Raw genomic sequence first — 21,507 nt, 5'->3', positions numbered from 1 at the left:
ATGACTGTTCTTCTGAGTACCCCCGCCCAAGCAACCATCGAAACCGATCGCCTGACGCTGCGGCCCCTACGCGCCAGCGATGCCGGGCTGATCGATCTGCATGCGGGTGATGCACGTGTCGCCAATATGACGACTTCGATCCCGCACCCCCTTCCTCCGGGCGCCACGGCAGCCTTGCTGGCCCGCGCCAGGGCAGAGGACCGGGTCGAGGATGTCTGGGCGCTTGATGGCAGCCGCCGCGGTCATGCGGAGCTTCTAGGCCTCATCGGCCTGACCCGGCTTGACCGTGACCAGTCCGAGATCGGCTATTGGATCGCGCCTGCCTTCTGGAAGACCGGCTATGCCAGCGAGGCGGTGCGCGCCCTGATCGCGGGAAATCCGCATCAGAACACGCATATCTTCGGCTCTGTCTTTCAGGACAATCCGGCCTCGGCCCGCGTTCTGATGCAGGCCGGTTTCGACTATCTGGGCGACGCAGAGGCGTTCTCGGTGGCGCGCAACACCCTTGTGCCGACCTGGACCTACAGTCGAAAGCTGGACCCGTGACGCCCGTCCTGCGGACGCCCCGGCTCAAGCTGCGGCCTCTGCGGCATTCGGATGCGGAACGGATCAAGGAGCTGATCGGAGAGTATGAGGTGGTCCGCTGGCTCTCCCGGCCGCCTTATCCCTATGCGCTCTCCGATGCGCAGGAGTTTCTCGACGCCGTTGTCACAGAAGATGGATCGGGTTTTGTTTGGGCGATTGAGAGAGACGGTCGCCTCATCGGAACGATTGCGACGAATGAGGGTCTTGGCTATTGGCTCGCGCGCGAGGCTTGGGGACAAGGGATTGCCACCGAGGCCGGAGATGCGGTCGTGGATGCCTATTTCGACCTGACCGAGGAGGAAGATCTCTCATCGAGCTATATGGCGGGCAATGCGGCATCGGCGAATGTCCTGGCCAAGCTCGGGTTTCTCGAGACCGGACCCAAGACTCTCGAAAGCCGGGTTTTTGGGAAAAAGGTGGAGGGGCGCGCCCTGACGCTAAGCCGCGCCCGCTGGCAGGCACGGCGCGCCTTCCGGATCGAGACCGACCGCCTGGTCATTCGCGAAATCCACGATGCCGATTGGCCGGATCTGGTGCGAATTGGTGGCGATGCCCGTGTTGCGCCTATGCTAGCCAGCGTCATGACCCCGTGGCCTGAAGTGCAATGTCGCCGCTGGATCGCCGCCGGGCGATATCACGGACGGCCCGGTTTTCGCGCAACGGTCCTGACAAAGGACGCGCGGGTCATCGGCTGTTTTGGCTTCGGCAAGTCTCCGGAAGTTGAGCATCAGTCCTGCGCCTACTTCATCAATCCACATTACTGGGGCCAAGGCTATGCGACCGAAGGCATGCGGGCATTCCTTAGCTTCTGCTTCGGGCAGTTCGAGATCGATCTTATCGAGGCGGATCATTTCGATGACAATCCGGCCTCTGGCGTCGTTATGAACCGCCTCGGTTTCGAGAAACACCGCCATCTGGACGAACGCTGGTCAGCGGCACGGCTTGAGCCTTCGCCCGCAACCGAGTACCGCCTGACGCGGACAGCATTCGAGGCGCTCACATGAAATTTCTCGACCTCGCCAAGGTCTATATTCGATCCGGCTCGGGCGGGGCGGGCTCCGTCTCGTTCCGGCGCGAGAAATACATCGAATATGGTGGCCCCGATGGCGGTGATGGCGGTCGTGGCGGCGACGTCGTGGTTGAGGCGGTCGATGGTCTGAACACGCTTATCGATTTCCGCTACCAGCAGCATTTCTTTGCCAAGAACGGGCAGCACGGGATGGGCCAGAACCGCACCGGCCGCTCGGGCGAGGATATTGTGCTGAAAGTGCCCGTCGGGACCGAGGTGTTGGACGAGGACGAGGAAACGGTCATCGCCGATCTGACCGAAGTAGGCCAGCGCGTAAAGATCGCGACGGGCGGCAATGGCGGTTTCGGCAATCTCCATTTCAAAAGCTCCACCAACCAGGCGCCCCGCCGCGCCAATCCCGGCCAGCCGGGGATCGAGCGGACGATCTGGCTGCGGCTCAAGCTGATCGCGGATGCGGGCCTTCTTGGCCTGCCCAATGCGGGCAAGTCGACCTTTCTCGCCGCCACCTCAAATGCTCGGCCCAAGATCGCGGATTATCCTTTTACCACGATGCACCCGAACCTGGGCGTCGTCGGGGTCGACGGGAAGGAATTCGTGATTGCCGATATCCCCGGCCTCATCGAGGGCGCGTCCGAGGGGAAAGGCATCGGCGACCGCTTCCTCGGTCATGTGGAACGCTGCGCGGTCCTTCTGCATCTCCTCGACGGCACGTCCGAGACCATCGCCGACGACTACCAGACGATTATTACCGAGCTCGAGAACTATGGCGGCGATCTTGCGGCCAAGCCCCGCATAACTGCGCTTAATAAAATCGACGCTCTCGACGACGAAGAGCGGGAGGCTGCGCGCTTTGCCCTCGAAAAAGCGTCAGGCAGGCGCGTTTATCTCATGTCGGGCGTCAGCAAGGAAGGCGTTCAGAACGTCCTGCGCGTTCTTCAGGCCGAGATCGCGGAAGGTCGACAGGCCGAACAGGCCCCCGCCGAGGATGAGCCTTGGCGTCCCTGAACATCCGGGAGGCGCGCCGCTTGGTCGTCAAGATCGGATCGGCCTTGCTCGTGGATCAGGCAGCGGGACTGCGCCGCGACTGGCTGAACTCCCTGGCCGAAGACATCGCCGCGATCCGCAGCCGGGGCACCGATGTGATTGTCGTCTCGTCAGGCTCCATTGCCCTGGGCCGCCGCCTGCTGGAGCTCTCGCCCACCGATCTTGCGCTCGAACAATCCCAGGCCGCTGCTGCCGTCGGCCAGATCCACCTTGCACGCGCGTATGAAGAGGCGCTGGCGCCACACGGCATCAGAACGGGTCAAGTCCTTGTAACCCTGGAGGATTCGCAAGACCGCCGCCGTTATCTCAACACCCGCGCAACGCTCGAGCAGCTTCTCAAGCTGGGCGTCACCCCTATCGTGAACGAGAATGACACCATTGCCACCGACGAGATCCGGTATGGCGACAATGACAGGCTTGCCGCTCAGGTTGCCGTCACGGTCGGCGCCGATCAGCTGGTGCTCCTTTCGGATGTGGACGGCCTCTATACATCGAACCCTTCGATCGATCCCGAGGCCACGCATATCCCCGTCGTCGACCGGATCACGCCCGAGATCGAAGCGATGGCAGGCGATGCTATCTCGGGGCTGTCAAAAGGCGGAATGCGGACCAAGCTGATGGCCGCCCGCATGGCATCGGACGGTGGATGCGCCATGGCCATCGCTTTAGGAAGCCACGACAACCCTTTGCGGCAGATAGAAAATAATAACCGCGCCACCTGGTTTCTCGCGCAGACCGATCCACAAGCCGCGCGCAAAAGCTGGATTGCCGCGATGAAATCCAAAGGCGCTGTCGCCGTCGATGACGGAGCACAGCGCGCCCTGCGCAATGGCAAAAGCCTTCTTCCTGCTGGCGTCACCAATGTCACCGGATCCTTTGGAAGGGGCGACCCTGTCGCGATCCAAGGCGCGGACGGCGCATCGCTTGGCGTCGGCCTCAGCCGCTATACCAGCGTCGAGGCGGCCGCGATCAAGGGCTTGCAGACCCGTGACCTTCCGGCGGTTTTGGGATACGACGCACGGGCCGCTCTGATCCACCGCGACGACATGGTTCTGCAATGATAACCTGGGCCGCTCTGGCCAGATGAGGATGCGATGAAGGATTTTTCGGATATTCACGAGATGATGGCCGATCTGGGCGCGCGGGCCAAGGCTGCGGCAACTGAGCTCGCCATGGCTTCCTCCGAACGCAAATATGCTGCCCTGCTGGGCGCGGCTGAGGCCGTCTGGACGCGCCGCGACGCGATCCTCGACGCCAATGCCGAGGATATGGAATTCGGGCGCGAAAAAGGTCTGACACCCGCGATGCTCGACCGGCTCGAGCTGAATGAAGACCGTCTGCGCGGCATCGTAGACAGCCTGCGCGCTATCGCCGAACAGGCCGATCCGGTCGGCGCGATCATCGCCGAATGGGAGCAGCCCACCGGCCTCAAGATCAAGCGGATCCGAACCCCCCTCGGCGTGATCGGTGTCATTTACGAAAGCCGGCCCAATGTCACTGCCGATGCGGGGGCGCTTTGCCTCAAAGCGGGCAACGCTGTCATTTTGCGAGGCGGATCAGAGAGTTACCATAGCTCCAAGGCGCTGCACGCCTGTCTGGTCGAGGGTTTGAAAAGCGCAGGCCTGCCTGCGGATGCGATCCAGCTTGTCCCGACCCGCGACAGGGCGGCGGTCAGCGAGATGCTGGGCATGGTCGAGACGATCGACGTGATCGTCCCTCGCGGCGGCAAAGGACTGGTGGGTCTGGTCCAGCGCGAGGCGCGAGTGCCGGTCTTCGCCCATCTCGAGGGGATCTGTCACACCTATGTCGGCAAGACCGCAAAGCCCGACATGGCCCGCGACATCATTCTCAACGCCAAGACACGCCGAACGGGGATTTGCGGTGCGATGGAATGCCTGCTCATCGATTGGCGGTTCTATACCGAGCACGGACCATTCCTTGTCGAGGCTCTGCTTGAGTCAGGGGTCGAAGTGCGCGCTGCTGGCGAGCTCGCCAAGATCGAAGGGACGATACCCGCGCAAGACGATGACTTCGGCCAGGAATTCCTCGACATGATCGTCGCGGTCAAGCTTGTGGACGGGCTGGAGGAGGCCATCACCCATATTCGCCGCTACGGATCGAACCACACCGATTGCATCCTCAGCGAGGATCCGGTTGCCGTCGAGACTTTCTTCAACAGCCTCGACAGCGCCATCCTGATGCACAACGCCTCCACCCAGTTCGCCGATGGCGGCGAGTTCGGGATGGGGGCAGAGATTGGCATCGCCACCGGCAAGATGCATGCGCGTGGCCCTGTCGGAGCCGAGCAGCTTTGCAGCTTCAAATACGTCGTCTCTGGGAACGGTGCGATCCGGGCCTAAAGCAGGGCCCGGATGCGCGTCTCTGTATGTTCGAGGTGAAGCCGTCTTCCGCTCTCGCGGATCAGACCCGGCAAAAGCGCGAACTGGACCTGAGAGGCGGGAATATCCATGATGCCTTTCGGCGCAGCCAGCGATGACCAGAGCGCCGTGTCGTATTTCAGCTTCTTCGCCTCAGCCTCGATCCGCCATCCTCCATCCCGTTGGACGACCGATACGGATCCGCCAAGAGGCATCGCGCTTTCAAAGCAAAGCAAAAGAAGGAAGATCAGCCGAACCTCTTCCCGGGACAGATCCGCCTCCGACTGCCAACGATATTTGAGCCGTCCGGATTTCTCGAGGATTGCGAGAGTCTCTGACGCTTCGGGCGCGCCGATCCTCTGCTCCTTCGAAGCTGCCCCGAATGCGATGCGGAAGAACCGGATCCTCGCATTCGCATTCTCGACGCTTTCCCGGATCAGGGCGATTTCCGGCGTCTCACCCTGACCCGACATCTCGAGCAGTTCGACGCCGTTTAGGATCGCGCCGACCGGACTGACCAGATCATGACAGATCCTCGAGCCCACAAGCGCGACAAGGCTGGACGGAATGCTTTGCGAAGTGTCAGACATGGATGGCAGCAACCGAGGACAGATCGATGACGGGCATCACATCTATAATGGAGCCGGGCATGCTTGTCCGGCATCCCGATCGCCCCGACTGGGGAACGGGACAGGTGCAATCGAATATCGACGGCAAGGTCACGGTCAACTTTCCGGACCTCGGCAAAACCGTGATCGATGGGGACAGGGTGTCACTGGAAATCGTATTCTCTCCTTAGCTTCAAAGAATTCTTGCACAAACACAACTCAGAGTAGCGGTGCCGCCCCCCCTGTCAATTGGCGACTATAGGTAAAGCAGCGGATCCAGTTGCCATCGGGTCCGCCGCATTCTAGAAGGCGGCGCCTTTAGGATCATGAACGGACCGGGAGCGAGAATGGCGGCGACAACGCCTCACTTCGAGACGCGCTTTGCCACGACGTCGGAGGAGGTCGAGGCGGCCCAGCGGCTTCGCTACGACGTCTTCGTGACCGAACTGGGCGGCGACGGGCCGCTGGTCGATCACGACAGGCGGCTTGAACGCGACATCTACGATCCCTCCTTTCGGCATCTCCTGCTCTTTGACCGGGCCCGCGCCGAGGACGATCAGGTCGTGGGCGTCTACCGGATCATGACACCCGACGGTGCGCAGGCCGCCGGGCAGTTCTATTGCGACGATGAATACGATCTCGCCCCGCTTCGGACCTCGGGCCGCAAATTGCTCGAGCTGGGGCGGTCCTGTGTTCATCCCGATTATCGCGGTGGATCCGCCCTGTATGAACTCTGGAGTGCGCTGGCCGATTTCGTTCTCGAAGCCGAGATAGAGATCCTTTTCGGCGTCGCCAGCTTTCACGGAACGGATCCCGCCGCCCTTGCACAGCCACTCTCCTTCCTCCACCACCGACATCTCGCGCCCGAAGCCCTGCGTGTCACCGCCAAGCCAAGCGGCTTTCAGCGAATGGATCTCCTCCCCAGGGAGGCAGTCGACCGCAAGACGGCGCTCCTCCAGATGCCGTCGCTGATCAAGGCCTATCTGAGGCTGGGTGGCCGGGTCGGACTGGGAGCCTATATCGACCAGGATTTCAACACGACCGACATCTGCCTCATCATGGATACTGAAGCGATGAACGCGCGGCAAAGGGCGCTCTATATCAAAGAAAGCGCTGAATGACGCAGGCGTGGTATTCCGAAACCACACCGCCCGAGATCCCGAGCCCCGGCCTGACCGGCTGGCTTCGGATCGTGCCACGCGCAGCCGTCCTGCTCGTTATCCTCTCGGTGGGGCTTGCTCTCCTTGTGCTGTTAAGGCTGATCGAACGCCCGCTGAATGGTCTGCGCCGCCCCGTCACGCCCTACATCACCCAAGGGGTGTGCCGCCTGTCACTCCTGATCATTGGCCTGCGTCTGATGGTTCATGACCGATCAAAGGGCTCGTGCGGGACGATCGTGGCGAACCATGCCTCCTGGCTCGATATCTTTGTGCTCAATGCCGTTCACCGGGTCTATTTCGTCTCGAAATCCGAGGTTGCGAACTGGCCCTTCATTGGATGGCTCGCCCGCGCCACTGGGACGGTGTTCATCGACCGAGATCGCAAGACAGCGGCGCGGCAAAGGGATCAGCTCAGGGAAAGGCTGGAGGCCGGTCATCAGCTTGTCCTCTTCGCCGAAGGCACCTCAACCGATGGCCGCCGGGTCCTGCCGTTCAAATCTAGCCTCTTCGACGCTTTCCTGACTTCAGGGCGCAGAGCCGAGATCGTGCCGACCTCTGTCGTCTACCGCCCGCATCACAAGGTCGATGACAGGCTTTACGGCTGGTGGGGCGATATGGAGTTTGGAAGCCATCTGCTTCGGATCCTCGCCATGCCGCACAAAGGGCGGGTCGATGTCGTCCTGCACCCGCCTATTATCATCGACGAGATGGCCGACCGAAAGACCCTGGCTCGCACGGCCGAAACCGCCGTACGACACGGGCTCGAGGAATACCTGACCTAGCCGATTGCCTTGTGAAGAGTGCGCAAGGCCGCAAGCGGATCGTCCTGCTCCCAAACCTCTGGTCCCAGGGCGAAGAAGTCCACGAAAGGCGACAGCCGCGCGATATGATCCTCGGTGAGACCGCCCTCAGCGACGACGGGAAGTTCGATCATTTGCGACCACCACTGAAACAGGTCGTCTTCGGCTTGAATTCCATCACCCAGCGGTGCATCCCCGACCGGCCCGAACGAGATGTAATCGGCCCCGCGTTCTCCCGCGCTCATCCCGTCATGGCTGGAGGCGTGGCAATAGGCGCCGACGATGGCATCCGCGTGCAGCGTCTTGCGCACAGCGATCACCGACCGCGCCCCGTCTGTCAAATGAACGCCGTCCAGCCCCAGCCGCTCGGCCAGAACCACATGCCGATCCAGAACAAGAGCGATGTCGCGGGTATGAAGCTCTTCGCGCAGCGCATCCGCCGTGCGCGAGATGCGATCCTCGTCTTCCGTCGCCAACGACAGCCGCATGCAGGCGACGGGAATCTCGTCCAGGCAGGCTTTGAGATCCTTTAGAAACCGCGACAGCTCAAGAACCGGAGGCGTGATGAGATAAAGCTGAGGCTGCTGAACGGGATCCGGCATCGCGGGCGTGTCACTTTCTTGCGAATTGGCCTGTCGTAACGAAGGGTTGCGAACAAGCCAAGGCCTGCTTAGAGGCAGCGATCATGCCAACCTCGTCCCCGCAGCCCGCCTTTGTCCTGATCCGCCCGCAGATGGGCGAGAATATCGGCGCGGCCGCGCGCGGCATGTGGAATTTCGGCCTCGACCGGATGCGTGTCGTCGCTCCGCGAGATGGCTGGCCCAACAGCAAGGCGGTGGCGATGGCCAGCGGCGCCGGGCGGCTTCTCGATGACGCGCAGCTGGTTCAGACCACGGCCGAGGCTGTCTCCGATTGTCATTGGGTTCTGGCGACGACAGCCCGCCCGCGCGGTCTGACAAAGACCGTACTGACGCCCGAACGCGCGATGACCGAAGCGCGCGACAGGATCGCAGCGGGAGAGCGTGTGGCAATCATGTTCGGCCCCGAGCGGGCGGGGATGGAAAACGACGACATCGCGCGCGCCAATGCCATCGTCTCGGTTCCGGTCAACCCTGACTTCGCCTCGCTCAACCTCGCGCAATGCGTATTGCTGATGGCCTATGAGTGGCGCCGCCAGACCGCCGAAATAATCCACGAGCAGACCGAGGCTGCAGGCGACTGGGCCTCCCAGGTCGAGATCGAGGCGCTGGCCTCCCATTACGAGGATCGCCTTGAGACCGCCCGGTTTTTCTTTCCCGACACCAAGGCCGAGGGAATGAAGACCAATCTGCGCAACCTCTGGAGCAGGATGCCGCTCACCCGGGCTGACGTTCAGATCCTGCATGGTATCCTGCGTCAAATGGTGCGTTGGAAAGAGCGAGACGATTGACTTGCTGCTTTTGGAGGCGAGGCCTAGGTACGGGTGAACAAACGTTAAGTAGAGCAGCATGGCGAAGAACCGCAGTATTTTCGAAGATGTCGGCGAGACGCCCAAGGCAGACGTCGCGGCACCCCAGCCCGGACTGATCGACAAAGAGCAGGACAGGGGCCGCGGCGCGATCCGCATCTGGCTCTTCGTCCTCTTTGCCCTCGTCGTCCTGATGATCGCCGTGGGCGGGCTGACCCGCCTGACCGATAGCGGCCTCTCGATCACCGAATGGGCGCCGGTCACCGGCGCGGTCCCACCGCTTTCGGCGGAAGACTGGGCCTCAGAGTTCGACAGATATCGCCAGATTCCTGAATATCAGGAGCAGAACCGCGGCATGTCGCTGGCCGAATTCAAGGTCATCTATTGGTGGGAATGGGGCCACCGACAGCTTGGCCGCTTCATCGGGCTGGTCTGGGCCATAGGCTTCGTCGGGTTTCTCGTCACTAAACGCATGCCAAAAGGCTGGACCAGCAGACTGTTGCTGCTTGGCGCGCTTGGCGGTCTGCAAGGCGCCATCGGCTGGTGGATGGTGTCTTCGGGACTTGAAGAAGGGATGCTCGATGTCGCCTCCTACCGGCTCGCGACCCATCTGGGGCTGGCCTTCCTGATCCTGGGGCTCATCGGCTGGTACGCCTTCCGCCTGGGCCGGTCCCAGCGGGATCTTTTTCAGGCAAGACGCGCGCGCGAAAGCGGGCTTTTCGCGCTGGCGGGCGGACTTGTCGCGCTGGCCTTTCTACAGATCCTTCTGGGCGCGCTCGTGGCCGGGATCGATGCGGGCCGCAACTACACCGACTGGCCCCTGATGGCCGGCGGCTTTCTTCCGCCTCAACCGTTTGAGCTGACGCCTATCTGGCGGAACTTCTTCGAAAATGACGGCCTCGTTCAGTTCATGCACCGGATCAGTGGCTATGTTCTGTTCCTTGCGGGTCTTTTGATCTTTTGGCGGGCCCAGCGGTCCCCCTATGTCGCTACCCGGCGCGCCTTTGCAGCAATGGTGGCCCTCATGGTCGTTCAGATGCTGCTCGGTATCGTGACTGTCATGTATTCCGCCCCATGGCAGCTTGCCATCCTTCACCAGTTCGCAGCGGTTATCCTCTGGATCCTGATCCTCAGGGCGCGGTTCCTTGCGGGCTATCCTCCGGAACAATCCGTGCGAGGTGCGATCCAATGAGCAGTTTCGAGAATTTGATGGCCTTCCAGCGCGAGACTGAGGCGCTAGCGCAGATCGCGGGCCGTCTGGGCTGGGACCAGGAAACCGTCATGCCGCGCGGCGCGTCCGAGCAACGCGCCGAGGAGATGGCCGCCATAGACAGCGTCCTTCATGCAAGACGCACCGATCCCAAGGTTGCCAACTGGCTGGAGACCGCAGAGGCCCAGACCTCTGTCGAGCAGGCTCAGCTCAGAGAGATCCGCCGCGCCTTTGACCGCTACACCAAGGTTCCGCCCGACCTGTCGGCCGAGATCGCCCGCACGACCAGTCGCGCGCAAGGGATCTGGGCGGCCGCGAGAGCTGAGGAAGATGTCTCCGCCTTCCTCCCGACGCTCAAGACCGTGGTCGATCTCAAGCGGCAAGAAGGGGCGGCGCTTGCGGGTGGCGGTGCGGTCTACGATGCGATGCTCGACGACTACGAGCCCGGGGCGACCGCCCAGATGCTCGAGCAGATGTTTGGCGCGCTCAGACCGCGTCTTGTGGATCTTAGGGACCGCATCTTCGAGGCCGCGCCTGGCCCCGAACTGACCGGCACTTTCGTCGAAGAGGATCAGCTCGCGCTCTCGACAAGGCTGGCCGAGGTCTTTGGATACGACTTCCAGCGCGGCCGCATCGACAAGGCGGTGCATCCGTTCTCATCAGGATCCGGCGATGACGTGCGCATCACCACGCGCACGAATGCCACCGACCCGTTCAACTGTTTTTACTCGACGATCCACGAGGTCGGTCACGCCGCGTATGAGCAGGGGATCGATCCGGCATATGCGATGACCCCGCTGGGCCGCGGGGCGTCTATGGGTGTGCATGAAAGCCAAAGCCGGATCTACGAAAACCAGCTTGGGCGCAGCCAGGCCTTCACCGGATGGCTCTACGGGCAGATGACGGACCGCTTCGGCTCCCTGTCGATCAGTGGCCCCGAGGCGTTCTATGCCGCCTCCAACCGCGTGCATCGCGGCTATATCCGGACCGAGGCAGATGAGGTGCAGTACAATCTGCATGTCCTTTTGCGCTTTGATCTGGAACATCGCCTTATGACCGGCGATTTGGCTGTCGAGGATCTGGAAGCCGCATGGAACGACCGGTTCGAGGCCGATTTCGGTTTCGCGGTCGACAAGCCGTCAAACGGCGTCTTGCAGGATGTACATTGGTCGGTCGGGCTCTTTGGTTATTTTCCGACCTATACGCTGGGCAATGTCTATGCCGGATCGCTGCACCGGGCCTTGCGAGAGGCGGTGCCTGATCTAGACGACCGGATGGCCCAGGGCGATCTGAGCGCCGCAACAAGCTGGCTACGCGGAGCCGTCCAGCAGCACGGCGCGCTGATGCTGCCGCGCGAGGTCATTGCCCAAGCGACGGGCACCGCACCCAGCGAAGCGCCGCTTCTGGACTATCTGGAAGAGAAGTTCAGCGCGCTTTACGGGCTTTGATCGAAAGGAGCAGCTGACGCTGCACGTGACTCTTTGCGCTCGCCGCGCGGGCGTGAGGGACGCTGTCCCTCACACTCCCTGGGATATTTGAGGAGGCAAAGAGATCAGGCCCAGTCCGGCGGGCGTTTTTCGAGAAAGGCTGTGATCCCTTCTTCGGTCCGCGCATCGAGCATGTTCTTTGTCATGACCTGAGCCGCATGATCATAGGCCTTCTCGACGGTCATCTGCGCCTGATCATAGAAGGTTCGCTTGCCGATCCGAAGCGCTGAGGTGAGTTTCGCGGCGAGTGTCTCGGCCAGATCCTTTGTGGTCGCCTCGAGATCCTCAGCGGAAACACTGTGATTGATAAGGCCGATTCGGCAGGCCTCGTCAGCGGAGATGAATTGACCTGTGGTGAGCATCTCGAAGGCCTTCTTTCGACCGATAGCGCGGGTCAATGCCACCATCGGTGTCGAACAGAAAAGGCCGATATTGACGCCGTTTACGCCAAAGCGCGTGTCGTTTGTTGCCACTGCCAGATCGCAGGTCGCTACGAGTTGGCAGCCGGCAGCTGTTGCAATCCCGTGGACTTGGGCGATCACCGGTTGGGGCAGGGATTGCAGACCCATCATAACCTTGGCGCAGCGATTAAAGAGGTCACGAAAGGCCGCTGCCCCGCCATCGGCGCTTTGTCTCTTGGCCTGCATTTCCTTCAGGTCATGGCCCGCACAAAAGGCCTTGCCGGCGCCGGAAAGAATGACAACGCGCGGCTCGTGATCCAGCGCCAGGCTGTCGATCTGATCCTGGAATGCCTCCAGCATGTCATCGGACAAGGCGTTCAGCCGTTCAGGGGCCGTCATTGTTAGATGAGCGATCCCGCCCTGATCGCGCCGTTCGAGCAATGCCATCTTGTCCTCCCGTCAATGCTGCGAAACTCTAGGACGCGCAAAGGATCGGGGGAAGAGCGATGACAATCCGGATGGACAAGGCCGCTTTGACGGAGTTTCTGAAGACGGCCTTTCCGCAGGTTCATGGGGATTTCCAAATTGACGCTGTGAGGTCAAATAGCGTGACCGTGCGGCTTCTGACCGCCGAGCGGCATCTGAGACCCGGCGGGACGGTGTCCGGGCCGAGTATGTTTGCCTTGGCCGATGTGTCGATCTATCTGGCGATCCTGTCGCGGATCGGGCCTCGGGCACTCGCTGTCACCACCAATTGCACGATCGACTTCATGCGCAAGCCGGCCGCGGCGGCGGAGATGATCTGCGAAGCGCGCCTTCTAAAGCTGGGGCGGGTTCTGGCGGTCGGGGATGCGATGCTATTCAGCGACGGGATGACGGAGCCCGTTGCACGGGCAGGGCTGACCTATTCGATCCCTCCCGGAGCTGCGATATAGTGGGGTATATTAATACCTAATTCGTAAGTGATTGTTCTAGCGTATAATTCTGGGCCCGTGGGTACTTGACCCGCATCTTGGCATGTCTATAACCCTCCCATCTTATACCAGGGGCCAGAGGGCCCATCGATACGGGTGACCTTATGAAAACCTACACAGCCACTCCCGGCGATATCGACAAGAAATGGATCCTGATCGATGCTGAAGGCGTCGTTTTGGGCCGTCTTGCTTCGATTGTTGCCATGCGCCTTCGGGGCAAGCACAAGGCGACGTTCACGCCCCATATGGATATGGGCGACAATGTCATCGTCATCAACGCGGACAAGGTCCAGCTGACCGGAAAAAAGCGTGATAAACCAAACTATTGGCACACCGGCTATCCGGGCGGGATCAAGAGCCGGACGACCGGACAGATCCTTGATGGCGCACATCCCGAGCGGGTCGTCATGCAGGCGGTCAAGCGGATGCTTCCGGGCAACAGCCTGAGCCGTAAGCAATTGACAAACCTGCGTGTTTTCGCGGGCTCCGAGCATTCGCATGATGCACAAAACCCCGAGGTTCTTGACGTGAAGTCGATGAACTCCAAAAACACGCGGGAGGGTTAACCATGGCTGAGCAGGTGACCACACTAGACGAACTGGCCAAGGCCGTGACCGAAGATATTGGAGGAGTTCAGGGGGTTGCGCCTGAAACTTCAACCCCTCGCGAGCCGGTGCGGGACGAGCTGGGACGCTCTTACGCCACGGGCAAACGTAAAGACGCCGTCGCACGCGTCTGGATCAAGCCGGGCTCCGGCAAGGTCAGCGTCAACGGCAAGGAGATGGACAAGTATTTTGCCCGTCCCGTTCTGCAGATGATCCTGCGCCAGCCGTTCTCGGTGGCTGGTGTCGACGGTCAGTTCGACGTGATGGCGACCGTCAAGGGCGGCGGTCTTTCGGGTCAGGCGGGCGCCGTAAAGCACGGAATATCCAAGGCTTTGCAGCTTTATGATCCCTCGTTGCGCGGCGCTCTCAAGGCCGCCGGGTTCCTCACACGCGACAGCCGCGTGGTGGAGCGCAAGAAGTACGGTAAGGCGAAGGCGCGCAAGAGCTTCCAGTTCTCGAAGCGCTGATCGAGCCTTCGTTTCGGACAGGAAAGGCCGTCCTTCGGGGCGGCCTTTTGCATCTGGCGGGTTTATCTTCGTTATCAAAATCCGCAGGGTTTTTAACCAACCTTTCTGTGCGGTATCCGGTCGGTATCGCGTCGGTATTTAATCGGTCTCAATTGTGGCATGCCGGGTGACTGTTCATCATCCAAAGGCCAATGGCCGCGCCTGAGTGGAATTATTGTCGGTTCAAAGACAAACGGGACGTAGCGGCCTACCGCCTCTGACTGAGATATTGAGCCAGACTGGAGCCTAGTCGATCAGGTTCTCGGCGATCCGCTTATTGAAATCCTCGGTCGTGTTGCCGGACGGATAGGGGGTCGTTGGGACCGGAACCTTCAGGAAAGTACAAAGCGGCTCCCAGCCGGAGCCGACGGGGTAGACCAAAAGGCGCTCTGGCGGGATCTCGTCGATGATGGCAGCGTTATGGGCCTCGAAGACGGATTTGGCGTGGTCCGGATCGTGGACACGCCCGTCGAAGACGCGGTCGAACATAGTCTCGCACCACTGGGCGATATCATTGCGATGCGGCGGGCTGTGCTGCCCTTTTTGGGCGACGAAGGGCAGGATCGTTTTGGTGAGGCTTTTGTACCAGCTATCGGCGTCCCGCAGGCTGAGGATAACCTTGGCCTCGGGGAAGGCCGCCGTGATCTCCCGCCAGTAGGTCGCGCCGGGCCAGTCGGCCTGAGACTGAAAATCCTCGAAGATCGCGGGCCAGTCGGGCTCAGCTCCGTCCTGAATGGCGCGCCATGGGTCGATGAGATCGGCACGGGCGCGGATCTCGACCATGTGGTGGCACGGGCCGAAGCCCAGCTCGATCAGGGCGAGGCGCAGGCTCTCGGTGCCGGTGCGGCCCATGCCGGGGCAGATGATGGAGAGAGGCATTATTCTTCCTATAGACTTGCCATATCAAAGGCTGTATGTAACCTTAGGGTTACATGTATATTCTTTCAAAAGTATCATAGCCGATGCGGAGGTTTTCAAGATGTCAGAAGCACGTGCACTGATTGCCATCGTTTCGGCGATAATGCTTGTCCTGTTTTTTCTAATGAGTGTCGGCGAAGTTAGCGCGCTGTCGGCATTCGGCATCCAAGGGCGAACGCCAAAGACAGAGATTTTAGAAGCGGCTATCTTTATTTCTCTTTTCTTCCTTTTAAGATTTTTCTCGCAGGATCTTATAGAGGCTTCTAACTCAGAAGAGGCGATTGAATCTAACAAAGATAAAAAGTTTGACGAAGATGAGTTCCAAAACGATCTTTTTTGGAATATTTTTTATCGAGGTCTTTTTTCTCTCTTATTGCTCCGCTCGATCTTTCTTGAGCATTTTGGAGAGAATACGCTATCTAGACATTTTTTAAACTTTTCGTCTGAGGGGAATATATCAACTATAATTATTTTGATTTTCTTTTTGATCTATGTAATCCTTCATAATCTTGATCTACTTCCCTCCTTTCTTAGAATTCCAATGAGAAAATTTATGGGGTTTAAGCATGACGCTCCATACCGGGGTGATGAGCGCCTTGTTGCAAGTCAATTGTCTGCAACCACCCTTTCGTTAAATATCTCAGCTTGTATTGTCATTGCATTGATTATATTCGAAGAGGCAGGTCTTTCTCAGGCTCCTCTCTGGGCTTATGCTCTCTTTATTGCATTTGTTTTCAGGTTTTTTCGGGATCTTCTTATATACCAAATGGAGCGGCAAGGCTGATTTGAACGAATGAAACTGAGAAATAACCTCAGGAAGATTCGTCTGGAACAGAATATTACGCAGCAGAAATTGGCGGACGCCGTCGGGGTTTCGCGAAAAACGATAAATACAATAGAAAATTCAGTGTTTATTCCCTCAACGATTATCTCATTGAAGATATCGCGAGTCCTTGGCTCAAGTGTGGAAGACATTTTCTTTTTAGATGAATAATCCGTCCTCAATTTTTTTCTGTCCATACTCGAGAATGGACAGATAAACGCACGCCTTTACAGGCTGCTTGCGCTTTCCTCACTCATCCGGCGGAATAAGCCCCAGCCCCCGCAAATAGACCCCGATCCCCGTCTCGAGCAGGTCTTCGGGCGGGAAGGGGGAGCGGGTGCCGGGGGAGCCTCGGGCGAAGAGCTCGACGACGCCGTGGGACATGGCCCAGATATGGGCGGAGAACATCTCGGGCGGGGGGCGCTTTTCGGCCGGAATGTGCTCGGACAGCTGCGCGGCGGCGCGGTTCAGGATGGCGCTGCTGCGCCCGGCGGCGGCGGCCAGCTCGGGCGTGCGCTGGACCGAGATGCCGGATTCGAACATCGCCATGTAATGGCCCGGGAACTTGCGCGCGAAGGCGAGATAGGCGCGGCCCGTCGCCTCGAAGGCGGCGAGGGCAGAGGGCTGGCCGTCCGCGTAGGCGTGCTCCATCAGGTCGGCGAAGATCGCGTAGCCCTGGCGGGCGCCCTCGGCTATCAGGTCTTCGCGGCCCGCGAAATGCCGGTAGACGGCGGCGGGGGTGACGCCTGCGCGTTTGGCGGCCTCCGACAGGGTGAAGCCGGTCGGGCCCTTCTCCTCGACCAGCTGGAGGGCGGCTTCGACGAGGGCGGATTTGAGGTTGCCGTGGTGATAGCCGCGTTTAGGCATGCAGCGCCGCGTGCCAGAGGTCCGGGCCGCCGGTGATCTGGCTGTCGATCGGGTGGACGACGCTGTCATCGCGGCCGTCATAAGGGATCTGCGACAGGATCGCGCGCAGGACCTGAACGCGGGCGCGGCGCTTGTCATCGGCGCGGATGACGGTCCAGGGGGCGGCCTCGGTATGGGTGCGGTCGAGCGTCTCGCCGATGGATTGCGTGTAGCGGTCGTAAAGCGGCAGGCCTTTAACATCGATGCCCGAGAGCTTCCATTGCTTGAGCGGATCACCCTCGCGGTCGAGCATGCGGCGCAGCTGTTCGGCGCGGCCCACGGTTAGCCAGATCTTGAAGAGGTGAATGCCGTCCTCGACCAGCATCTGCTCGAACGGGACGACCTGATCGAAGAAAAGGGCGCGCTCATCGGGGGTGCAGAAGCCGAAGACATCCTCGACCACGCCGCGATTGTACCAGGAGCGGTCAAAGAGCGTGATCTCTCCGGCGGCGGGCAGGTGTTGAATGTAGCGCTGGAAGTACCACTGGCCCGCCTCGCGCTCGGAGGGTTTGGGGAGGGCGGCGGTGTGGACGCCGCGGGCGTTAAGGTTCTCGCGGAAGCGCTTGATATTGCCGCCCTTTCCGGCAGCGTCCCGTCCTTCGAAGATGGCGCAGATGCGGGCGCCGCTGGAGCGGGTCCAGGATTGCAGCTTGACCAGCTCGATTTGGAGGGCTGCCATCGCGTCCTCGTAAGCGTCCTTGTTCCAGCGGGTCTCGTAGGGGAATTCGGGGTCGAGGACGGCGTTCTTCTTGGCGTCCTTGATCTGCTCGCGCACCCAGGCGGGGGCGTCGGTCCGGGCATAGTCGCTGATCGCGCCGTCAAAGGGGAGGGACATGTTGCGGCCTTTCACTTCGGGCCTACACATATGGCGATGTCAGGGGCTTAGCGCAATCCGGCGCGTGAGGCGGCGCGGTCGATGGCGGCGATCACCTCGTCCGGGGCGACGTGGTGGGGCATATGGCCGACACCGTCGATGAGGCGCAGCTGCGCGCCTTCGATCTGCTCGTAAAGTCGGACGGAGTGGATTTCGGGCGGGACGATCGGGTCTTCGGCGCCGTGCAGGATCTCGACCGGCATGTCGATGGTCGGATAAAGCGGGGACATCTCGACCACGTCGGCCTTGAGCGTGTTCACCTGGCGGGCATTGGCGCGCAGCGTGCTGCGACGGATTGACAGGTCCGCGCCGACGAAATCGAGATAACCCTCGGGGACCGGGTTCGGCTGAAAGATCGCCTCCACGATGCCGGGCAAAAGCCGGTCGCGCGGGGCATAGGCTGCGACAAGCGGCGGGATGACCGCGCCGCCGAGGGAGGAGCCGTTGATCTTGTAGAGCGGACCCAGATCGCCGGGCCAGGGGTTCGTCGCGCCCGAGACGATGACGAGAGCGGAAGGATGATCGGGGAATTCCAGCGCCCAGGCCAGCGCGACGGCCCCGCCATAGGAATGGCCCAGAACGATGGGATCCTCGACGCCAAGCGCATCGGTCGCGGCCTTGAGCATCCGGGCCTGCTCGCGCGGGCTTTCGGCATCGGCGAGGAAGGCCTCGTTATAGCGCGGATCGGCGCGGTCGCTCCAACCCAGCCCGGGCCGGTCAAGCACGATGACGCGGTAGCGATCCGCAAGGCGTTGCGCAAAATCGAAGGTGAAATCGCGGGTATTGCCCGAGGCGCCGTGGATCAGCACCAGATCGGGGCCGCGCCCGCCGACGACCGCATGGACCTGGCGACCGCCGCCGACATCGATGAGCTGCCCGCCTGGCGGAAAGCTGATGGCGGCGCGCGCTTCCTTGCGGTCGGCGATGCGGTCGGTGATGGCGGCGCATCCCGTCAGGGCGAGCAGGGAGGACAGCGCGAGGGTCAGGGCCAATTTCATATCCGGGTCAGCTGCCGATCAGGGTCATGTCAAAGTGGGTGGTCTGGTATATCTCGTTGATCCAGTTGCCATATAGAAGATGCGCGTGGCTTCTCCACCGGTTGAGCGGCGCCCTCGCGGGATCGTCATCCGGGAAGTAGTTGAGCGGCGTCTGGATCTGCTGGCCTGCGACCTGCGATTGCGCCAGATCGCGGTCGTATTCCTGCTTGAGCGTGCCGCTGTCATACTCGAAATGGTTGAGGATATAGATCGCGCGATGGGCCGGATCCTCGATCAGGCAGGGGCCGGTCTCGTTGCTGCCCAGAAGCTGCGTGACGCCTGCGGGCAGATCCTTTGCGCGGATTTCGGTCCAACGCGAGACGGGGACGACGCAATCATCCGAGAAGCCGCGCAGATAGGGCGAGTTCGGCGCAAGATTGGCATGCCGGAAGCAGCCGAAGAGCTTGGCGTCCAGCATATGCTTGGGCACGCTGTGGAAATGGTTGAGCATCGCCATCCCGCCCCAGCAGACCCCGAAGGTGGAATGCACGTTGGTCTGCGTCCAGTCCATCACCTCGGTCAGCTCGTCCCAATAGGTGACCTCTTCGAAGGGGAGGTGTTCGATCGGCGCGCCGGTGATGATGAGGCCGTCAAATTTCTCGCCCCTGACGTCCTGAAAGGGGCGATAGAATTCGGCCATATGCTCGGAGGCGGTGTTGCGCGTCTGGTGTTCGGACATGCGGATGAGGCTGAACTTGATCTGCAGCGGAGTCGCCCCGATCAGACGCGCGAACTGCGTTTCGGTCTGGATCTTCTTGGGCATCAGATTGAGCAGCCCGATCCGAAGCGGGCGGATATCCTGCCGCGCCGCCTGATCTTCGGCCATGACCATGACGCCTTCCTCGGTCAGGACGTCGAAGGCAGGCAGGGAGGCAGGCAATGTGATCGGCATGGAACGTCTCCGGTGGTCGGAACGTCCGAGATAGGCGGGATGGGGGGGATGCTCAAGGTGGGGGGAAGCGGCAGAAGATTGGAAGATTTGCTGTAGTTAGCAAGTTGCATGACTGTTAGTCATCAAGAGCCTCATTGAAGATCCTAACAAGATCATGCTTCTTTCCAATTTCAGTTCTACAATCAAAGGCCGGTACGCCACCTTCAGGCTTGAGGTGCCAGTCCCACTTCTCGATAAGCCAGTCAATTTTTCGGAAGACAGCAGGTTTATCAACAATTCTACGGTGTGCCTCTTCTAGTTTCTCTTTAATATTCTTTGCGCGAACCTCTGTAAGGAAAGGTCTTTCCGTTTTCGAATCATGCGCGGCCCAGATGAAGGGAGCGAGTGACCAAACACCATCGCTATCACGAATAAGGAATCTATCTTCCTTGCTGCTTTCCGCACTCTGATCAAAAAATTGAACAGCGCTTTCGCTCAGCGCGATCCTTGGAAAAACCGCGAGCTTACTCTCAACCTCATACGCCTCGACAATCGCGGGTCCCCAAGGTGCCGTTTTTTTTCTTGAAATCTGACCATGAGACATTCCGCCTCGTATCCAAACCCCAATTTCCATTAGGCTAAGTGTCAGCTTAGCCAGCTCGATTGTTAGCTTTGAAACAGCAGATGGCTCAGGAGAAACAGAAATTACGATGCAATCCGAGAAGATATGACTGTGATATCCGTCTATGCTTGGTTCGGGGCACACACGATCCGGACCATGCAAACCCATATTTTCAATTCTAGTCAAAGCTTTATCAACACGCTCCGCCATTTCTCCAGCGGGAGAACGTTTTGCTTCAGAAATCATGTCAGCAAAACCGAGTATGTCTATGAATATCACAAAGCGTTCTTCGAAGACCGAACTCATACTTTTCCTCTCAAGCACAATAGGCGATCAGTCATCAAAGCTCCCGCCTTACAATCGCCCCCGACACCAACTCCTCCAAATCCTCCGGCCCCCGCACCCGCGCCACGTCATCCGCGCTGACCGTCACGCCCCATTTCGCCATGGCCTCGTAGCGGGGCTGGCGGTCTTTGATGACGCGGGCATAGGCCCAACGGATGAACGCGTCGGGGTCGACGGTGGCCTCGCGGGCTCCGGTTTCGGCCAGATAGGTGCGCCAGGAGGCTTCGAGTTCGTGCGGGCGGTAGTAGATCGGTTTGGGGGCGGCGTCGAAGCGGGTGATCAGCTCTTCGGTATGGGCGTCGCTGCCCTTGATCCAGACGGGGAGCATGTGGGCGCTGAGCGCGGTCATCACGGGATCGGCGGGGTCCGCCGGGTCGACGACCTCGCAGATGGAGCCTCCGCTATCGCAGACGAAATGGGGGTAGCCGTAAAGCTGCTCGGCGCGGTCGATGAAGGGGACGGTGTCGAGGAGCGCTGCGATCTCGGCTTCGCGGTGAGCGTTCTGGCGGCGGCGGTATTCGTCCCAGTCTAGCCCGCCCTTGGCCGGATCGCCCGGTTTGCCCAGCCAGGCGGAAAGGGGGGCGAGGTTCGAGAAGGTGATGTTGGAGGCGATGTAGATCGAGTCCGTGCGCAGTAGCTCGGCCAGGAAGGGGACCTGCATCGCATGCGCCTTGGCGTTGTCGGCGATGCGCTCGCCCAGGTAGCGGGTGCCGATGCGGTAGTCGACGGAGTAGTGGAACCACTTCCCCGTGCGGCGGAGCATGTCCGAGATGTGGGTCTTGCCGAGGCCCGACATCCCGAAGAGCAGGATACGCTTTTGCGGGGCGTCGTGCCAGGCCTGTGCGGTGTCGTAGAGCATGTCCCGGTTAGCGCGAG

The 21,507-nt window shown here is 60.6% G+C and carries 26 protein-coding genes; 16 read left to right on the top strand and 10 right to left on the bottom strand.

What is annotated here, in order from left to right; translation table 11 throughout:
* From AAD018_RS08115 to AAD018_RS08095, 5 genes are read left to right on the top strand one after another with little or no spacing between them, the layout of a single operon-like run.
* On the top strand, nt 1-546 hold the full coding sequence (locus AAD018_RS08115; RefSeq protein ID WP_367314992.1) for a GNAT family N-acetyltransferase: 546 nt from the start codon (nt 1-3) through the stop codon (nt 544-546).
* Nucleotides 543-1,589: a GNAT family N-acetyltransferase gene (locus AAD018_RS08110; protein ID WP_367314991.1), complete on the top strand. Its 1,047-nt coding sequence runs from the start codon at nt 543-545 to the stop codon at nt 1,587-1,589. The genes AAD018_RS08115 and AAD018_RS08110 overlap by 4 nt, the downstream gene beginning before the upstream one ends.
* Nucleotides 1,586-2,620 (top strand): GTPase ObgE, encoded by a 1,035-nt coding sequence (obgE, locus tag AAD018_RS08105; RefSeq protein ID WP_367314990.1) that lies wholly within the window; start codon nt 1,586-1,588, stop codon nt 2,618-2,620. The genes AAD018_RS08110 and obgE overlap by 4 nt, the downstream gene beginning before the upstream one ends.
* Nucleotides 2,608-3,720 (top strand): glutamate 5-kinase, encoded by a 1,113-nt coding sequence (proB, locus tag AAD018_RS08100; RefSeq protein ID WP_367314989.1) that lies wholly within the window; start codon nt 2,608-2,610, stop codon nt 3,718-3,720. Before obgE ends, proB begins: the two co-directional genes overlap by 13 nt.
* 33 nt (nt 3,721-3,753) lie before the next feature.
* Nucleotides 3,754-5,019, top strand: a complete 1,266-nt coding sequence (locus AAD018_RS08095; RefSeq protein WP_367314988.1) for a glutamate-5-semialdehyde dehydrogenase — start codon at nt 3,754-3,756, stop codon at nt 5,017-5,019.
* Here the strand turns inward: AAD018_RS08095 and AAD018_RS08090 are convergent.
* Nucleotides 5,016-5,627 carry a histidine phosphotransferase family protein gene (locus AAD018_RS08090; protein ID WP_367314987.1) on the bottom strand — a complete coding sequence of 204 codons (612 nt, stop codon included), beginning with the start codon at nt 5,625-5,627 and terminating at the stop codon, nt 5,016-5,018. The genes AAD018_RS08095 and AAD018_RS08090 overlap by 4 nt on opposite strands.
* A 26-nt stretch (nt 5,628-5,653) precedes the next feature.
* Between AAD018_RS08090 and AAD018_RS08085 the strand changes: the two genes are divergently transcribed.
* The 3 genes from AAD018_RS08085 (at nt 5,654) to olsA (ending at nt 7,587) form a co-directional block, all read left to right on the top strand.
* The gene (locus AAD018_RS08085) at nt 5,654-5,836 is read left to right on the top strand and encodes a DUF3553 domain-containing protein (protein ID WP_367314986.1); all 183 of its coding nucleotides are present in this window, start codon (nt 5,654-5,656) and stop codon (nt 5,834-5,836) included.
* A 156-nt stretch (nt 5,837-5,992) separates the two neighbouring features.
* Nucleotides 5,993-6,766: an L-ornithine N(alpha)-acyltransferase gene (olsB, locus tag AAD018_RS08080; protein WP_367314985.1), complete on the top strand. Its 774-nt coding sequence runs from the start codon at nt 5,993-5,995 to the stop codon at nt 6,764-6,766.
* On the top strand, nt 6,763-7,587 hold the full coding sequence (gene olsA, locus AAD018_RS08075; protein ID WP_367314984.1) for a lyso-ornithine lipid O-acyltransferase: 825 nt from the start codon (nt 6,763-6,765) through the stop codon (nt 7,585-7,587). The genes olsB and olsA overlap by 4 nt, the downstream gene beginning before the upstream one ends.
* Here olsA and AAD018_RS08070 read toward each other — a convergent pair.
* The gene (locus AAD018_RS08070) at nt 7,584-8,207 is read right to left on the bottom strand and encodes a thiamine phosphate synthase (RefSeq protein WP_367314983.1); all 624 of its coding nucleotides are present in this window, start codon (nt 8,205-8,207) and stop codon (nt 7,584-7,586) included. The genes olsA and AAD018_RS08070 overlap by 4 nt on opposite strands.
* A gap of 83 nt (nt 8,208-8,290) precedes the next feature.
* Between AAD018_RS08070 and AAD018_RS08065 the strand changes: the two genes are divergently transcribed.
* From AAD018_RS08065 to AAD018_RS08055, 3 genes are read left to right on the top strand one after another with little or no spacing between them, the layout of a single operon-like run.
* On the top strand, nt 8,291-9,034 hold the full coding sequence (locus AAD018_RS08065) for an RNA methyltransferase (RefSeq protein ID WP_367314982.1): 744 nt from the start codon (nt 8,291-8,293) through the stop codon (nt 9,032-9,034).
* Between the two features lie 58 nt (nt 9,035-9,092).
* Nucleotides 9,093-10,244 (top strand): heme A synthase, encoded by a 1,152-nt coding sequence (gene ctaA, locus AAD018_RS08060; protein ID WP_367314981.1) that lies wholly within the window; start codon nt 9,093-9,095, stop codon nt 10,242-10,244.
* Nucleotides 10,241-11,710 carry a carboxypeptidase M32 gene (locus AAD018_RS08055; RefSeq protein ID WP_367314980.1) on the top strand — a complete coding sequence of 490 codons (1,470 nt, stop codon included), beginning with the start codon at nt 10,241-10,243 and terminating at the stop codon, nt 11,708-11,710. Before ctaA ends, AAD018_RS08055 begins: the two co-directional genes overlap by 4 nt.
* Before the next feature lie 104 nt (nt 11,711-11,814).
* Here AAD018_RS08055 and AAD018_RS08050 read toward each other — a convergent pair whose 3' ends face one another.
* Entirely contained in the window at nt 11,815-12,597 is a 783-nt protein-coding gene (locus AAD018_RS08050) for an enoyl-CoA hydratase (protein ID WP_367314979.1), read from the bottom strand.
* A 59-nt stretch (nt 12,598-12,656) separates the two neighbouring features.
* Here AAD018_RS08050 and AAD018_RS08045 point away from each other — a divergent pair, with 59 nt between their 5' ends.
* The 3 genes from AAD018_RS08045 to rpsI all read left to right on the top strand — a co-directional run bounded on the left by AAD018_RS08045 (nt 12,657) and on the right by rpsI (nt 14,196).
* The gene (locus tag AAD018_RS08045; protein ID WP_367314978.1) at nt 12,657-13,085 is read left to right on the top strand and encodes a PaaI family thioesterase; all 429 of its coding nucleotides are present in this window, start codon (nt 12,657-12,659) and stop codon (nt 13,083-13,085) included.
* 143 nt (nt 13,086-13,228) lie between these two features.
* Nucleotides 13,229-13,690: a 50S ribosomal protein L13 gene (gene rplM / locus AAD018_RS08040; protein WP_367314977.1), complete on the top strand. Its 462-nt coding sequence runs from the start codon at nt 13,229-13,231 to the stop codon at nt 13,688-13,690.
* A gap of 2 nt (nt 13,691-13,692) precedes the next feature.
* Nucleotides 13,693-14,196 carry a 30S ribosomal protein S9 gene (gene rpsI / locus AAD018_RS08035; RefSeq protein WP_367314976.1) on the top strand — a complete coding sequence of 168 codons (504 nt, stop codon included), beginning with the start codon at nt 13,693-13,695 and terminating at the stop codon, nt 14,194-14,196.
* Nucleotides 14,197-14,481: 285 nt separating this feature from the next.
* On the opposite strand, the gene AAD018_RS08030 is transcribed toward rpsI, so the two are convergent.
* Nucleotides 14,482-15,114 (bottom strand): sulfotransferase family protein, encoded by a 633-nt coding sequence (locus AAD018_RS08030; protein ID WP_367314975.1) that lies wholly within the window; start codon nt 15,112-15,114, stop codon nt 14,482-14,484.
* A 100-nt stretch (nt 15,115-15,214) separates the two neighbouring features.
* Here AAD018_RS08030 and AAD018_RS08025 point away from each other — a divergent pair, with 100 nt between their 5' ends.
* Together AAD018_RS08025 and AAD018_RS08020 are read left to right on the top strand one after the other, a co-directional pair.
* Entirely contained in the window at nt 15,215-15,937 is a 723-nt protein-coding gene (locus AAD018_RS08025; RefSeq protein ID WP_367314974.1) for a hypothetical protein, read from the top strand.
* 9 nt (nt 15,938-15,946) lie between these two features.
* Entirely contained in the window at nt 15,947-16,147 is a 201-nt protein-coding gene (locus AAD018_RS08020; RefSeq protein ID WP_367314973.1) for a helix-turn-helix transcriptional regulator, read from the top strand.
* Nucleotides 16,148-16,225: 78 nt separating this feature from the next.
* Here AAD018_RS08020 and AAD018_RS08015 read toward each other — a convergent pair whose 3' ends face one another.
* The 6 genes from AAD018_RS08015 to AAD018_RS07990 all read right to left on the bottom strand — a co-directional run bounded on the left by AAD018_RS08015 (nt 16,226) and on the right by AAD018_RS07990 (nt 21,490).
* Complete coding sequence (locus tag AAD018_RS08015; RefSeq protein WP_367314972.1) at nt 16,226-16,843, bottom strand: TetR/AcrR family transcriptional regulator; 618 nt, start codon at nt 16,841-16,843, stop codon at nt 16,226-16,228.
* Nucleotides 16,836-17,717, bottom strand: coding sequence for a polyphosphate kinase 2 (ppk2, locus tag AAD018_RS08010; RefSeq protein WP_367314971.1), 882 nt, complete (start codon nt 17,715-17,717; stop codon nt 16,836-16,838). Before ppk2 ends, AAD018_RS08015 begins: the two co-directional genes overlap by 8 nt.
* A 47-nt stretch (nt 17,718-17,764) precedes the next feature.
* A complete protein-coding gene (locus AAD018_RS08005) occupies nt 17,765-18,748 on the bottom strand; it encodes an alpha/beta fold hydrolase (protein ID WP_412005227.1) in 984 nt (327 codons plus the stop codon).
* A 13-nt stretch (nt 18,749-18,761) separates the two neighbouring features.
* Nucleotides 18,762-19,685 (bottom strand): homoserine O-succinyltransferase, encoded by a 924-nt coding sequence (locus AAD018_RS08000; protein ID WP_367314969.1) that lies wholly within the window; start codon nt 19,683-19,685, stop codon nt 18,762-18,764.
* 115 nt (nt 19,686-19,800) lie between these two features.
* Nucleotides 19,801-20,592, bottom strand: a complete 792-nt coding sequence (locus tag AAD018_RS07995; RefSeq protein WP_367314968.1) for a hypothetical protein — start codon at nt 20,590-20,592, stop codon at nt 19,801-19,803.
* 34 nt (nt 20,593-20,626) lie between these two features.
* Entirely contained in the window at nt 20,627-21,490 is an 864-nt protein-coding gene (locus AAD018_RS07990; protein WP_367314967.1) for an ATPase, read from the bottom strand.
* Nucleotides 21,491-21,507: the final 17 nt, after the last annotated feature.

The organism is Aestuariibius insulae (assembly GCF_040783535.2).
Taxonomy (GTDB): Bacteria; Pseudomonadota; Alphaproteobacteria; order Rhodobacterales; family Rhodobacteraceae; genus Aestuariibius; species Aestuariibius insulae.
Note: the sequence above shows the minus strand (reverse complement) of the source record. Positions and strands in the feature narration are given on the sequence as shown.

Bases quoted from the DNA above. Each gene is read 5' to 3' on its own strand.
- AAD018_RS08115 (WP_367314992.1), top strand. From the start codon at position 1: ATGACTGTTCTTCTGAGTACCCCCGCCCAAGCAACCATCGAAACCGAT.
- obgE (WP_367314990.1), top strand. From the start codon at position 1,586: ATGAAATTTCTCGACCTCGCCAAGGTCTATATTCGATCCGGCTCGGGC.
- AAD018_RS08095 (WP_367314988.1), top strand. From the start codon at position 3,754: ATGAAGGATTTTTCGGATATTCACGAGATGATGGCCGATCTGGGCGCG.
- AAD018_RS08090 (WP_367314987.1), bottom strand. From the start codon at position 5,627: ATGTCTGACACTTCGCAAAGCATTCCGTCCAGCCTTGTCGCGCTTGTG.
- AAD018_RS08085 (WP_367314986.1), top strand. From the start codon at position 5,654: ATGACGGGCATCACATCTATAATGGAGCCGGGCATGCTTGTCCGGCAT.
- olsB (WP_367314985.1), top strand. From the start codon at position 5,993: ATGGCGGCGACAACGCCTCACTTCGAGACGCGCTTTGCCACGACGTCG.
- olsA (WP_367314984.1), top strand. From the start codon at position 6,763: ATGACGCAGGCGTGGTATTCCGAAACCACACCGCCCGAGATCCCGAGC.
- AAD018_RS08070 (WP_367314983.1), bottom strand. From the start codon at position 8,207: ATGCCGGATCCCGTTCAGCAGCCTCAGCTTTATCTCATCACGCCTCCG.
- AAD018_RS08065 (WP_367314982.1), top strand. From the start codon at position 8,291: ATGCCAACCTCGTCCCCGCAGCCCGCCTTTGTCCTGATCCGCCCGCAG.
- ctaA (WP_367314981.1), top strand. From the start codon at position 9,093: ATGGCGAAGAACCGCAGTATTTTCGAAGATGTCGGCGAGACGCCCAAG.
- AAD018_RS08055 (WP_367314980.1), top strand. From the start codon at position 10,241: ATGAGCAGTTTCGAGAATTTGATGGCCTTCCAGCGCGAGACTGAGGCG.
- AAD018_RS08050 (WP_367314979.1), bottom strand. From the start codon at position 12,597: ATGGCATTGCTCGAACGGCGCGATCAGGGCGGGATCGCTCATCTAACA.
- AAD018_RS08045 (WP_367314978.1), top strand. From the start codon at position 12,657: ATGACAATCCGGATGGACAAGGCCGCTTTGACGGAGTTTCTGAAGACG.
- rplM (WP_367314977.1), top strand. From the start codon at position 13,229: ATGAAAACCTACACAGCCACTCCCGGCGATATCGACAAGAAATGGATC.
- rpsI (WP_367314976.1), top strand. From the start codon at position 13,693: ATGGCTGAGCAGGTGACCACACTAGACGAACTGGCCAAGGCCGTGACC.
- AAD018_RS08030 (WP_367314975.1), bottom strand. From the start codon at position 15,114: ATGCCTCTCTCCATCATCTGCCCCGGCATGGGCCGCACCGGCACCGAG.
- AAD018_RS08025 (WP_367314974.1), top strand. From the start codon at position 15,215: ATGTCAGAAGCACGTGCACTGATTGCCATCGTTTCGGCGATAATGCTT.
- AAD018_RS08020 (WP_367314973.1), top strand. From the start codon at position 15,947: ATGAAACTGAGAAATAACCTCAGGAAGATTCGTCTGGAACAGAATATT.
- AAD018_RS08015 (WP_367314972.1), bottom strand. From the start codon at position 16,843: ATGCCTAAACGCGGCTATCACCACGGCAACCTCAAATCCGCCCTCGTC.
- ppk2 (WP_367314971.1), bottom strand. From the start codon at position 17,717: ATGTCCCTCCCCTTTGACGGCGCGATCAGCGACTATGCCCGGACCGAC.
- AAD018_RS08000 (WP_367314969.1), bottom strand. From the start codon at position 19,685: ATGCCGATCACATTGCCTGCCTCCCTGCCTGCCTTCGACGTCCTGACC.
- AAD018_RS07995 (WP_367314968.1), bottom strand. From the start codon at position 20,592: ATGAGTTCGGTCTTCGAAGAACGCTTTGTGATATTCATAGACATACTC.
- AAD018_RS07990 (WP_367314967.1), bottom strand. From the start codon at position 21,490: ATGCTCTACGACACCGCACAGGCCTGGCACGACGCCCCGCAAAAGCGT.